The 12,506-nt window shown below is 50.0% G+C and carries 14 protein-coding genes; 6 read left to right on the forward strand and 8 right to left on the reverse strand.

Annotated features, from left to right (window positions below):
* The coding region (gene ggt, locus FDX01_RS12575; RefSeq protein ID WP_249360965.1) for a gamma-glutamyltransferase at window positions 1-1,638 on the forward strand (1,638 nt) is incomplete at its 5' end.
* A gap of 62 nt (window positions 1,639-1,700) precedes the next feature.
* Here the strand turns inward: ggt and FDX01_RS12580 are convergent.
* The 7 genes from FDX01_RS12580 to yhhY form a co-directional block, all read right to left on the reverse strand.
* Window positions 1,701-1,961, reverse strand: coding sequence for a MarR family transcriptional regulator (locus tag FDX01_RS12580; protein WP_135911275.1), 261 nt, complete (start codon window positions 1,959-1,961; stop codon window positions 1,701-1,703).
* Complete coding sequence (locus FDX01_RS12585; RefSeq protein WP_135911276.1) at window positions 1,951-2,262, reverse strand: YrhB domain-containing protein; 312 nt, start codon at window positions 2,260-2,262, stop codon at window positions 1,951-1,953. Before FDX01_RS12585 ends, FDX01_RS12580 begins: the two co-directional genes overlap by 11 nt.
* A gap of 41 nt (window positions 2,263-2,303) precedes the next feature.
* Entirely contained in the window at window positions 2,304-2,561 is a 258-nt protein-coding gene (locus FDX01_RS12590) for a hypothetical protein (RefSeq protein ID WP_137399870.1), read from the reverse strand.
* Window positions 2,562-2,579: 18 nt separating this feature from the next.
* Window positions 2,580-3,074, reverse strand: coding sequence for a YrhA family protein (locus FDX01_RS12595; protein WP_135911277.1), 495 nt, complete (start codon window positions 3,072-3,074; stop codon window positions 2,580-2,582).
* 21 nt (window positions 3,075-3,095) lie between these two features.
* Window positions 3,096-4,250: a type VI secretion system tube protein TssD gene (gene tssD, locus FDX01_RS12600; RefSeq protein ID WP_137399871.1), complete on the reverse strand. Its 1,155-nt coding sequence runs from the start codon at window positions 4,248-4,250 to the stop codon at window positions 3,096-3,098.
* Window positions 4,251-4,521: 271 nt separating this feature from the next.
* Entirely contained in the window at window positions 4,522-5,406 is an 885-nt protein-coding gene (locus FDX01_RS12605; RefSeq protein ID WP_135911279.1) for a hypothetical protein, read from the reverse strand.
* A gap of 44 nt (window positions 5,407-5,450) precedes the next feature.
* On the reverse strand, window positions 5,451-5,939 hold the full coding sequence (gene yhhY / locus FDX01_RS12610) for an N-acetyltransferase (RefSeq protein ID WP_096759242.1): 489 nt from the start codon (window positions 5,937-5,939) through the stop codon (window positions 5,451-5,453).
* Window positions 5,940-6,409: 470 nt separating this feature from the next.
* On the opposite strand from yhhY, the gene FDX01_RS12615 reads away from it, so the two are divergent.
* From FDX01_RS12615 to gntU, 5 genes are all read left to right on the forward strand, one after another.
* Window positions 6,410-7,447 (forward strand): oxidoreductase, encoded by a 1,038-nt coding sequence (locus FDX01_RS12615; protein ID WP_137399872.1) that lies wholly within the window; start codon window positions 6,410-6,412, stop codon window positions 7,445-7,447.
* 123 nt (window positions 7,448-7,570) lie between these two features.
* Complete coding sequence (gene yhhW, locus FDX01_RS12620) at window positions 7,571-8,266, forward strand: quercetin 2,3-dioxygenase (RefSeq protein ID WP_115257283.1); 696 nt, start codon at window positions 7,571-7,573, stop codon at window positions 8,264-8,266.
* A gap of 223 nt (window positions 8,267-8,489) precedes the next feature.
* Window positions 8,490-9,485, forward strand: coding sequence for a gluconate operon transcriptional repressor GntR (gene gntR / locus FDX01_RS12625; RefSeq protein ID WP_096759245.1), 996 nt, complete (start codon window positions 8,490-8,492; stop codon window positions 9,483-9,485).
* A 140-nt stretch (window positions 9,486-9,625) separates the two neighbouring features.
* Window positions 9,626-10,156 carry a gluconokinase gene (gene gntK / locus FDX01_RS12630; protein WP_096759246.1) on the forward strand — a complete coding sequence of 177 codons (531 nt, stop codon included), beginning with the start codon at window positions 9,626-9,628 and terminating at the stop codon, window positions 10,154-10,156.
* Window positions 10,156-11,496, forward strand: a complete 1,341-nt coding sequence (gene gntU / locus FDX01_RS12635; protein ID WP_137399873.1) for a gluconate transporter — start codon at window positions 10,156-10,158, stop codon at window positions 11,494-11,496. The genes gntK and gntU overlap by 1 nt, the downstream gene beginning before the upstream one ends.
* An 88-nt stretch (window positions 11,497-11,584) precedes the next feature.
* On the opposite strand, the gene FDX01_RS12640 is transcribed toward gntU, so the two are convergent.
* On the reverse strand, window positions 11,585-12,031 hold the full coding sequence (locus tag FDX01_RS12640; protein ID WP_117342474.1) for a hypothetical protein: 447 nt from the start codon (window positions 12,029-12,031) through the stop codon (window positions 11,585-11,587).
* Window positions 12,032-12,506: the final 475 nt, after the last annotated feature.

Here is a 12,506-nt window from a genome sequence, read left to right on the forward strand (position 1 = left end):
GTGGAAGAAGATGTGTTCCATCCCGTGCGCGCGCAGCAGGGGATGGTTGCCTCCGTGGATGCGATGGCCACGCAGGTTGGGGTAGATATCTTAAAGCAGGGGGGTAACGCGGTAGATGCTGCCGTGGCCGTGGGGTATGCACTGGCGGTGACGCATCCCCAGGCGGGGAACCTGGGCGGCGGTGGATTTATGCTGCTGCGCACCAAAGACGGGAATACGACCGCTATTGATTTCCGTGAAATGGCGCCGGCTAACGCCACGCGTGATATGTTCCTCGACGATCAGGGCAATCCGGACAGTAAAAAATCGCTAACCTCGCATCTGGCTTCCGGCACGCCGGGGACCGTGGCCGGATTCTCGCTGGCGCTGGAGAAATACGGCACCCTGCCGCTCAACAAAGTGGTACGCCCGGCGATGAAGTTGGCGGCAGAGGGGTTTGTGGTAAACGATGCGCTGGCTGACGATCTCAAAACGTACGGCAGCGAAGTGATCCCCAACCACGAGAACAGCAAAGCTATTTTCTGGAAAGACGGCGAACCGCTGAAAAAGGGCGACAAGCTGGTACAGAAAAACCTGGCGAAAAGCCTCGAGATGATTGCCGAGAATGGCCCGGATGCGTTTTATAAAGGGGCGATTGCCGATCAGATAGCCGAGGAGATGAAGAAGAACGGCGGGCTGATGAGCAAAGACGATTTAGCCGCTTATAAAGCCGTGGAGCGTAAACCGATTAGCGGCGACTATCGCGGATACCAGGTCTTCTCGATGCCGCCCCCGTCCTCTGGCGGTATTCATATTGTGCAGATCCTTAATATTCTCGAAAACTTCGATATGAAGAAATACGGATTTGGCAGCGCCGATGCCATGCAGGTGATGGCGGAGGCGGAGAAGTATGCTTACGCCGACCGCTCTGAATACCTTGGCGATCCGGATTTTGTGAAGGTACCGTGGCAGGCGCTGACCAACAAAGCGTATGCCAAATCGCTTGCCGAGCAGATCGATATCAATAAAGCCAAACCCTCCAGTCAGATCAAACCGGGCAAGCTTGCCCCGTACGAAAGTAACCAAACCACCCACTTCTCGGTGGTGGATAAAGACGGCAACGCCGTGGCGGTGACCTATACCCTGAACACCACCTTCGGCACCGGTATTGTGGCGGGTAACACCGGTATTCTGCTCAATAACGAAATGGATGACTTCTCTGCCAAACCGGGTGTCCCGAACGTTTACGGGCTGGTGGGCGGTGATGCCAACGCGGTAGGGCCGAATAAGCGCCCGCTGTCGTCCATGTCGCCGACCATCGTAGTGAAAGACGGTAAAACCTGGCTGGTTACCGGCAGCCCTGGCGGCAGTCGTATTATCACTACTGTGCTGCAAATGGTGGTCAACAGCATTGATTTTGGAATGAACGTCGCCGAAGCCACCAATGCACCGCGTTTCCATCATCAGTGGTTGCCGGATGAGCTGCGCATCGAGAAAGGCTTCAGCCCGGACACCATCAAACTGTTGAAACAGAAAGGGCAAAAAGTCGCGCTCAAAGAGGCGATGGGCAGCACCCAGAGCATTATGGTCGGGCCGGATGGCGCACTGTATGGCGCGTCTGACCCACGCTCCGTGGATGATTTAACGGCGGGGTACTAAGAATGACGGCCCTCTTCGGTGGGAGAGGGTTTGTCGGTTCAACAGCATTATTCTTCACGTGGTTATGGTTCGTTATTGTCAGCATCTGTATTCTTTATTAGCCTGTACCCTTTTTCAGATACGCGATAGTAAGGCATGGACTTATGCCCGCTGTCCTCGATATTTACCAATCCCTCGCTAGCCAATTTATTCACAATATTAACGACATTACTGAATCCCGGAATTCTTTTCATAGATAGCGTGCGATCCAGATTCATCCAGTTCCAGTCAATATCTTTTTCAGCCATAACTTTCAGTACGTTAAACTCTGTTTCAGTTATCATAGTTAATCGCATCCGAGTAAGCGTAGCTTCGTGTTTTTTTGCTTTCTTCGTAGTCTTTTAAATATTTCTCCAGCGGCCAGGCAGTGCCTAAATCAAAGATTTCACCACTATCTTTATCGATGATGAATGGAGCGTTTCCTGCCAGACGGGCAGCGTTGTCTCCGGTTTCAAGGTATTCCCTGGACTCGAAGCAAAAAAACCAACCTTCTGCAAACCGTCCATGGAGTGTGATAACGACAGGAGCATCCGCATCGTAAAGATATTTATTGGCTTTGTTTATGGCTTCTTTGTAAGAGATCACTAGCATTCCCCTTATAGAACATGACTTTATTGTTTTGCTCTCTACTTTTTTCGCTCAAGCCCAACATATTCAACAAAACCCTCCTCAGAATAAATATTCATTCTTATTCTGAGAATGTCTATTGTATCTTTTGCAAGTTTTTTAGGTATGAACAAAACAAAAACTCTGTCGTAACCATCAATAATTACTCCTGAGGCCAATTGTGATAATATTTCGTCTGGTAATATATAACCACCTAATGTTTTCTTGCTTATTTCCTTTTCTTTTTGTTCTAAAGCATTTAAAGACAATTTTCTCATTATGTGTCCTGGTGTTTATTAACGAACAGTGTCTAGAATTTCATTTAAAAATTCAGTAAAGGATTTAAATGTTCCAAATACATTATCAGTACCGATGTTATCTCTAATTTCAAAGAGACAGGTTTTAGTATCATAGGTGAATAACGAAATACTATCATCACCAATGACTAATCGTTCAGCAAGATCAGGGTTTATATAGTCATCATTATTTCTATAAAACTCGTTCACTATAAATAAGTTATTAACTAAAGATTCTGGTATTGAAAGACTGAAAATCCTTAATCCATTATACTCAAACCCATCCATTGTTTCTAAGAATGTTAAATAATCAGGTTGATTAGAGAATAATATGCAGACTTCATCACATAATTGTTCGAGTATCGGTGATGTTTCAGTTTTAGAGTTTCTTTTTGTGATGCTTTCAATAAATGAACTTTTTATGGCATCTTCTATAGGATAAGCAAAGTTATCCATCATGATTTTTAATTCAACAAGAAGGTCTTCAATCTTCATTTTTTCTTTAATCCTGCAATATTACTTAAGTGGGTAAATTGAACCTGAAGGGATTGCCCAGAGTATTGTTTTGCTTTCGCCGGGTAACATTTTTCTTGTTACATTGGATTGCATATTGGTAAATATTTTGTGATAGGGTTCGTTCTTTGTTAGTACTAAATTATCAAAGCTATTTGTTCCTCCATCATCTAATGGTAATTTATGGTGAACACTATAGTTATGAGGAACATTCCCGTTACGCATTCTTAAAAAATCTTCCGAATTAAATCTATTTGTGTAAATAGGTTTTTTGGCAAGGTCAATAATGAACTTTTTCCTTATAGTACTATCGAATTCCTTTCGTAATGCTGCTGCTTCTATTGGGTTTCTTCGGGTGTAATTTATTTCTTTTACGATTACGCCAGAAAGTAATTTGGGTTCGCCTCTTAGTTTTCCAAGATAGATGGTAATTTCATGATAATAATCAAAACTAGAACGTCTGGCTAACAAAATTGAACTTGCTGCAAGTAACGCACCTGTCGTTTTTTCATTCAGGACTTGATCATATCCTTTAATCGCATCACCACCCAGCTTTTCCGCCGTTTCCCTGAAACCGTCGATATTCCCGTTGTAGATCCCTCCGGCGGCAAGCAGTCTGCCAACCCCTTTGCTGTTTAACGTATTGAGGCCGTTGTCTGCGGGGGTTTTGGGAGGGGGGATAAACAGGCGGTTGTAGTTTTCGGGCAACGCCAGGTAGCTGAACTCAGTGTTGGCAATAAGATGTTTGCAGAGGATATATTCATAGCTGATGGTTATTGTTTCTGTATCTAAATTATTCTCGCTGAATTGGTGTTGAATGGCTGATAGAAATGCTCCCCGCAGTTGAATATAATAATACTTCTCCCATCTACCGAATCTATTGATGCGGTAGAAATAAAACTCCATATATAACTGCTCGTTGTTGTTAATAGCATTAACAAATAATGGGGCGCTTTTATCTATCAGTTTACAAAATCGCAGTCCGTGCAAATGAGAACCTGCGCCAGTACTGGTTATACTATTAGTGAACGAAAAGGTGAAAATTTCGTCTTCGTGCCCTATTTGCCAGCGGTTACCCACGGATGCAATGGTTCCACATCCATCAGAAATAGCCCCCTGCTGTTGTCCTGAAACCATCAGATAGACGATATCACTCATGAAATCCTTATCCTTTTATTACGTGTTATCGTAAAAATGGTAATTTTTCTCTTTGTTTTTATTTACGCTTTCTGATGGTGTTCGTATATAGCAGAAACAAAACGTTTCATTTTAAGTTAATATTTTTGAGGGGATTCTGAATATAAATAACCAAGGAGAGACGTTTTTATATATTTAATAATGGGGGGATATTGAAAGAATAATTGTTGATGTTATTTTATTCACATCAGTGGCCTACATCGTGCTATACGCTGTAGGCCTTATCTGTCAGCTAGGGAACGTACTGTTGCTGTGATTCAGACCAGCGATATATGCGACTGCTTTTATCCTCAAGGTTAACACGCTCTACGTCATAAAAACCGGCGGTCTTTGCCGCGCGTATTTTCAGGATGTACTTACTTTCGCTGATGTCGTGCTGTCGCGTTCCGTCCTGATTCCAGTCCCCGGCGATATCCTGATATTGGTAAACAAGGTTGGAAAACACGTTGATTATCTTGTTGTCTTTAATCGCGTAGAGCTCCAGCACTTCATAAAATGCACCGCCGCCGGAATACGCATTTGAGTACCCGCCGCGTACCCCGAATGCCAGAGTATCGGGTGCGATCCGATAAGGGGCCAGATCCAGTTTGGTGTAATAAGCCAGCGGTTTGACGGACTCATCATCACTCTGCGCTTCGGCGTTTTCATTCCACGTTGAGAGCTGGTCCAGCGGTTTTTCTGAACGTGCGATCGGCTGCAACTGTTGATTCTGCCAGGAAAAAACGCCGAGATATAATTTATTGACGCGGCTGGTGCTGTAATTTTCCGGACAGCCGTTATCTGCGCGTTTCCTGGTTTGTTCTGCCTCTGCCTGATTATCGGCAAAACAGGCGACGCCAATGTATTTCCCGTTTTTGCCCCAGGCTTTGGCACCGGTCATAATCAGGTTTTTGGGGTCTTCATTCGGCGCAACCCAGCTAATCCATTGCGCCACCTCTAACCCTTGCGGCAGTTCACCAAACCCTTTGGCGGGCGTTGCCCCCATCATTTGCTCGGCGAAAATCTGCTTACCTTCCGGATGTTGAATGGCGTTGGGGATGGAATCCACATTTTGTACGGTCGTGGCGTAGCCGGGGGAAATCGTTGCCAGCAGAACCAGCGATAAAACCTTTTTCACGATGCGTCCTTTCAATAAAAAGGGCGAGATGACTCGCCCAACCATTACTTCACGCGCGCCATAAAGTACGCATCAACGTACTCACCGTTGCGCAGGCCATATTTCTTACCGGTCCCTTCGATTTCAAAGCCATACTTTTTGTACACCGCCACAGCAGGCTCATTATCGACAAACACCGTCAGCTCAATGCGCTCGACGCGCAGCCAGTTGTCGCACATGTCGATCATGGTGCGGATGAGCGCGCTGGCGACGCCGCGATTTTGCCAGCGGGCATCTACGCAGATCCCAAAATCAGCGACGTGACTGCGGCGCGGGCGCTGGGTGACTTCAATGCATAAGTGCCCCACGACAATATCATCAATGCAGGCAACCAGTTGTTTGACACCGGTGCGCTCGGCGAGCCGTTCTTGCCACATCTCCATGGAAGGATGAGGAACCTGTAGCGTATTGTGATACACCTCCGGCTGGGCATGGATTTGACGAATGGCGTCGTAATCTTTCTTTTCAGCGTGGCGTATCACTATCTCACTCATTCCTTATCTCCTGCAGGGTTAATTGTGTATTTACACTCGCTGAGAAAGAAAAATCCGTCAACTGCATTTTTTTGCAAAAAGAAGTGGACAAGTGCGAATGAGAATGATTATTATTGCTCTGCGTTCAGGGGAACCCTACGGAGAACCTGAAAGCACGACATTGCTCACATTGCTTCCAGTATTACTTTAGCCAGCTTTTGCTGGCTTTTTTTTTGGGGTTTTGTTTCAGCCTGGCTTACTTGCCATTTTGTCCCCGGGAAGTGCTCGTGCTCCTCACGTACATTTAGTACGCTCCGGGCCCTGCGCGCTTGCCGTGAACAAACTGACCGCGACGCCGCCGGCCGATCTTGAGGCTACTGCTTTTGTAGGCCGGATAAGGCCACGCCGCATCCGGCACGATGACAGGATGGATTCAGTCTCCCCCCACTTTGCGCTATGGTGTAGGCAATCACCTTCAAAAGGATTGCCTCATGACCTTACACTGCGCATTCATTGGGTTTGGTAAAAGCACCACCCGTTACCATTTACCGTACGTTCTCAACCGTAAAGACAGCTGGCACGTGGCGCATATCTTCCGTCGTCACGCCAAGCCGGAAGAGCAGGCACCGCAATATTCACACATCCACTTTACCAGCGACCTCGACGAGGTATTAAACGATCCGCAGGTGAAGCTGGTGATCGTCTGCACACATGCAGACAGTCACTTTGAATACGCAAAGCGTGCGCTGGAAGCGGGTAAAAACGTGCTGGTGGAGAAACCGTTCACACCAACGCTGGCAGAGGCAAAAGCGCTGTTCGAACTGGCGCAAAGCAAGGGGCTTATCGTTACGCCGTACCAGAATCGTCGCTTTGATTCCTGCTTCCTCACTGCCAAAAAGGCGATTGAGAGCGGCAAGTTGGGCGAGATTGTTGAAGTGGAGAGCCATTTTGACTACTACCGCCCGGTGGTGGAAACCCAGCCGGGTCTGCCGCAGGACGGCGCATTCTATGGGCTGGGCGTACACACCATGGACCAAATTATCTCGTTGTTTGGTCGTCCCGACCACGTTGCCTATGACATCCGTAGCCTGCGTAACAAAGCGAATCCTGATGATACCTTTGAAGCGCAGCTGTTCTACGGTGACCTGAAGGCTATCGTCAAAACCAGCCACCTGGTGAAAATCGACTATCCGAAGTTTATCGTTCACGGCACTAAAGGCTCGTTTGTGAAATACGGTATCGACCAGCAGGAGACCAGCCTGAAGGCCAATATCATGCCGGGGGAACCCGGTTTTGCCGCCGATGATTCAGTGGGTGTGCTGGAATATGTCAACGATGATGGCATCACGGTGAAAGAAGAGATGAAACCGGAAGTGGGCGACTATGGCCGCGTCTATGATGCGCTGTATCAGTCGCTGACCACCGGTACGCCTAATTACGTCAAGGAATCTGACGTTCTTACTAACCTCGAGATCCTCGAGCGCGCCTTTGAACAGGCAACGCCTGCCACGATAACCCTCGCCAAATAGCGCTAAGTGACGCCTCTGGGCTTGTTCATTTTTTTTGAACAGAGGCGTCAATTTTCACCCTCTATGATCCCTGAGTGATTGAGTCCACACTGACTCCATCGAAAACATCTGGGGGTGAACACAATGATCTTCTTACGCAAAGCAAACGACCGTGGTCATGCAAATCATGGCTGGCTCGATTCCTGGCATACCTTTTCGTTTGCCAACTACTATGACCCGAATTTTATGGGGTTCTCGGCACTGCGCGTGATTAACGATGACGTGATCGACGCAGGCCAGGGCTTTGGTACGCATCCCCATAAAGACATGGAAATCCTGACCTACGTACTGGAAGGTGCGGTGGAGCATCAGGACAGCATGGGTAACAAAGAGCAGGTACCTGCAGGTGAATTCCAGATTATGAGCGCCGGGACGGGGATCCGTCACTCGGAGTACAACCCAAGCGACACCGAGAAGCTGCACCTGTATCAGATTTGGATCATTCCGCAGGAAAACGGCATTACGCCACGCTACGAGCAGCGCCGTTTTGATGCCGCGCAGGGCAAACAGCTGGTGCTGTCGCCGGATGCGCGTGACGGTTCGCTGAAGGTTTACCAGGATATGGAGCTGTATCGCTGGGCGCTGCTCAAAGATGAGCAATCGGTACATCAGATAGCCGCGGAACGCCGCGTGTGGATCCAGGTCGTGAAAGGCAATGTCACCATCAACGGAACCAAAGCGTCCACCAGTGATGGTCTGGCAATCTGGGATGAACAGGCCATTTCGATTCATGCCGACAGCGACAGCGAAGTGTTACTGTTTGACTTGCCGCCTGTATAAAAATACACGGCATCCTTCAAACTGCATCTGTGTTGGCTTTCCTCGCTCACCCCGGTCGCGTACTTAATGTACGCTCCCGGGGATTTACTGCGTCGCCGCCTTGATGCAACTCGAATGATTTTGTGTATTTCTCACAATAAAAAACTCCTTTTTTTCTCTGCGAAGGTTCACGCACGTCCGTGGTAAACTTGGGGAATCTATCCCTTTTTAACGCTTCAGGACGATGAAAAAGAAAAGACCCGTACTTCAGGATGTAGCCGACCGCGTGGGCGTGACCAAAATGACGGTCAGTCGCTTTTTGCGCAACCCGGAGCAGGTCTCCGTGGCGCTGCGGGGCAAAATTGCCGCTGCACTTGATGAGCTGGGTTATATTCCCAATCGTGCTCCTGATATCCTTTCAAATGCTACCAGTCGTGCTATCGGCGTGCTGTTACCCTCTCTCACCAACCAGGTTTTTGCTGAAGTGTTACGCGGCATTGAGGCCGTGACTGACCGCCACGGTTATCAGACCATGCTGGCGCACTACGGCTATAAGCCCGAGATGGAGCAGGAACGTCTGGAGTCAATGCTATCGTGGAATATCGATGGCCTTATCCTCACCGAACGCAGCCACACCCCGCGTACGTTGAAAATGATCGAAGTGGCGGGGATCCCGGTGGTTGAACTGATGGACAGCCAGTCTCCGTGTCTTGATATCGCCGTCGGTTTTGACAACTTCGAAGCCGCCCGCCAGATGACCGCCGCCATTATCGCGCGTGGGCATCGCCACATTGCCTATCTGGGAGCGCGTCTGGATGAACGTACTATCATCAAACAGAGGGGCTACGAGCAGGCCATGCGCGACGCCGGTCTGGTGCCGTATAGCGTGATGGTGGAACAATCTTCTTCCTATTCGTCTGGCATTGAGCTTATCCGTCAGGCGCGGCGTGAATACCCGCAGCTGGACGGTGTGTTCTGTACTAACGATGACCTGGCGGTCGGGGCGGCATTTGAATGCCAGCGCTTAGGGCTGAAAATTCCGGATGATATGGCGATTGCTGGTTTCCACGGTCATGACATCGGGCAGGTGATGGAACCGCGTCTGGCGAGCGTGCTCACGCCGCGTGAACGGATGGGCAGCATTGGCGCTGAGCGTCTGCTGGCGCGTATCCGCGGTGAAGCAGTCACACCTAAAATGTTAGATTTAGGTTTCACCTTGTCACCGGGCGGATCTATTTAAGCCGACAAGTTTGACGTAGCTCACACTTATACACTTCGAGCACGAATGGATATTGCTTCTCCATTTGTCCGGCTGGACAATGTTACCGATAACAGTTACCCGTAACAATTCCTGATTCTTGTACCAGTGGGGGCAACGCTTTGAGCACGACTAATCATGATCACCACGTTTACGTTCTGATGGGCGTATCGGGCAGCGGTAAATCTGCTGTCGCCAGCGAAGTGGCGCATCAACTGCAGGCCGCGTTTCTTGATGGCGATTTTCTCCATCCGCGCAGCAACATCACGAAAATGGCCGCCGGTGAGCCGTTGAACGACGACGACCGTAAGCCGTGGTTACAGGCGCTCAATGACGCCGCCTTTGCGATGCAGCGTACCAACAAGGTCTCGCTGATCGTGTGTTCTGCGCTGAAAAAACACTATCGCGACCTGCTTCGCGAAGGCAATCCGAATCTCTCTTTCATCTACCTGAAAGGGGACTTCGACGTGATTGAAAGCCGCCTGAAAGCGCGCAAAGGTCACTTCTTCAAAACGCAGATGCTGGTTACCCAGTTCGATGCGCTGGAAGAGCCGGGTGCGGACGAAAGCGATGTACTGGTGGTGGATATCGATCAACCACTGGACGGTGTGGTAGCGAGCACCATTGAGGTTATAAACCAAGGCAGTAAGTAGTGACTACATTAACGCTTGTTTTAACAGCAGTAGGGTCTGTTTTATTACTGCTGTTTTTAGTAATGAAGGCGCGTATGCACGCCTTCGTTGCTTTGATGGTGGTGTCTATTGGTGCAGGTCTCTTTTCCGGTATGCCGCTCGATAAAATCGCGGGCACCATGGAAAAAGGGATGGGGGGCACGCTGGGCTTCCTGGCGATTGTGGTCGCTCTCGGTGCCATGTTCGGTAAGATTCTGCATGAAACGGGCGCGGTCGATCAGATTGCCGTCAAAATGCTGAAATCCTTTGGTCACAGCCGCGCGCACTATGCGATTGGCCTGGCCGGTCTGATTTGCGCATTACCGTTGTTCTTTGAAGTGGCGATTGTGCTGCTGATAAGCGTGGCGTTCTCGATGGCGCGCCACACCGGTACCAACCTGGTTAAGCTGGTCATTCCGCTGTTTGCGGGCGTGGCGGCAGCGGCGGCGTTTCTGCTGCCGGGGCCCGCGCCGATGCTGCTGGCTTCTCAGATGCACGCCGACTTTGGCTGGATGATCCTGATTGGCCTGTGTGCGGCGATCCCTGGCATGATTATCGCCGGGCCGCTGTGGGGCAACTTTATCAGCCGTTACGTTGAGCTGCACGTGCCGGAAGACATTACCGAGCCGCATCTGGGTGAAGGCAAAATGCCGTCCTTCGGCTTCAGCCTGTCGCTGATCCTGCTGCCGCTGGTACTGGTGGGTCTGAAAACCATCGCCGCACGCTTTGTGCCGGTCGGTTCTTCAACCTACGAATGGTTCGAGTTTATCGGCCACCCGTTCACCGCGATTCTGGTGGCGTGCCTGGTGGCGATTTACGGCCTGGCAATTCGCCAGGGGATGCCAAAAGACAAAGTGATGGAGATCTGCGGTCATGCGCTGCAACCGGCGGGGATTATTCTGCTGGTGATCGGTGCTGGTGGCGTATTCAAGCAGGTGCTGGTGGATTCTGGTGTCGGTCCGGCACTGGGTGAAGCATTAACCGGAATGGGCCTGCCGATTGCCATCACCTGCTTCGTGCTGGCAGCGGCGGTGCGTATCATTCAGGGTTCTGCAACCGTGGCCTGCTTAACGGCGGTCGGTCTGGTGATGCCGGTGATTGAACAGCTGAACTTCTCCGGCGCGCAAATGGCGGCCCTGTCTATCTGTATCGCGGGTGGCTCTATCGTGGTCAGTCACGTGAATGACGCCGGTTTCTGGCTGTTCGGTAAGTTCACTGGTGCGACCGAAGCGCAAACGCTGAAGACCTGGACGATGATGGAAACCATCCTCGGCACGGTCGGTGCAATTGTCGGTATGATTGCTTTCCAGCTATTGAGCTGAGGGCATTGCCCGGTGGCGCTTGCGCTTACCGGGCCTACAAACGAGCACATTTCCACACCGTAGGCCGGGTAAGCGCTACCCGGCTTTTTTATAGCACGACCAACCCTTCTTCTGTTTTCAGCCAGCGCGGTGCTTTTAGCGTATCGGCGAAATATTCCACCAGATCCTGCAGTAAGTCACCTGCCACGCGTTCCATCTCGTCAGACAGCGTTTTACTCATCAGCAGGTGCGTTAGTAACTGACAGTAGCGCCCCATCTGGTCGGGTTCAGGCTCAAAGAGCGGAGAACGGGTGGGGAATGTTTCCACCGTCAGGCTGGCTTGCAGGTGATGCGGTACAGGTTCCGTTAAGGTTGGTTGCAATAGTGCCAGACAGGCCGACAGCCGCGCACAAATCGCCAGTTTTTCAACCGGGTCATGGCATTCAACAAGTCCTTCGACAAAACGCTCGCAGTTATCCGCCAGCTCGGTGAAATCTGTGGCATGGCTAAAGGGCAGGGTAAATAAAGAGTGTGAAAAGAGAGGGGTAGTCGCCATAGGGCAGCCTCCGATGAGTGATTTTCATCCACCACTGGAGAGGCTAATCTCACTGGTGGTGGAACCGAGCAGGGTTAGCCTTACCGGCCTCATCGGATACCGGTGCGTCTTGCGACGCCCCCGCCCGGTCCACCATTGAAGTGTACCTAAGCGTGCGACACAAAAATACTTGCGTCACCGATGAAGGAGTTCAGAAGGCTAATTCTGGCACCTGATTTTGCAGGAGCAGCGAGAAGATAATGCTAATCCGCGATGCTGACAAGAGCGTATTCCGGAAGGCGCTTCGCAGAAATGAAAATACGTTTTCTCAGCGGTTTAAAAGCATAAGGAATACCTGAAATTACAGTGCAATGCCGTTCAGTTAAGCATGTAGGGTGAACATGTGATTATTGCTCAGGGTTCCGTTCACCTGAGTGGTGTCATTTCTCTGAAGCGCTGATGCCCGTGAACGTGCAAGGGAGGCTCACCGCCGCCT

The sequence above is a fragment of the Citrobacter sp. wls613 genome (assembly GCF_005281195.1).
GTDB classification, from domain to species: domain Bacteria; phylum Pseudomonadota; class Gammaproteobacteria; order Enterobacterales; family Enterobacteriaceae; genus Citrobacter; species Citrobacter gillenii.

Bases quoted from the DNA above. Each gene is read 5' to 3' on its own strand.
- yhhY (WP_096759242.1), bottom strand. From the start codon at position 5,939: ATGAGTGAGATAGTGATACGCCACGCTGAAAAGAAAGATTACGACGCC.
- FDX01_RS12580 (WP_135911275.1), bottom strand. From the start codon at position 1,961: ATGATAACTGAAACAGAGTTTAACGTACTGAAAGTTATGGCTGAAAAA.
- yhhW (WP_115257283.1), top strand. From the start codon at position 7,571: ATGATCTTCTTACGCAAAGCAAACGACCGTGGTCATGCAAATCATGGC.
- tssD (WP_137399871.1), bottom strand. From the start codon at position 4,250: ATGAGTGATATCGTCTATCTGATGGTTTCAGGACAACAGCAGGGGGCT.
- gntR (WP_096759245.1), top strand. From the start codon at position 8,490: ATGAAAAAGAAAAGACCCGTACTTCAGGATGTAGCCGACCGCGTGGGC.
- FDX01_RS12615 (WP_137399872.1), top strand. From the start codon at position 6,410: ATGACCTTACACTGCGCATTCATTGGGTTTGGTAAAAGCACCACCCGT.
- FDX01_RS12590 (WP_137399870.1), bottom strand. From the start codon at position 2,561: ATGAGAAAATTGTCTTTAAATGCTTTAGAACAAAAAGAAAAGGAAATA.
- FDX01_RS12640 (WP_117342474.1), bottom strand. From the start codon at position 12,031: ATGGCGACTACCCCTCTCTTTTCACACTCTTTATTTACCCTGCCCTTT.
- FDX01_RS12595 (WP_135911277.1), bottom strand. From the start codon at position 3,074: ATGAAGATTGAAGACCTTCTTGTTGAATTAAAAATCATGATGGATAAC.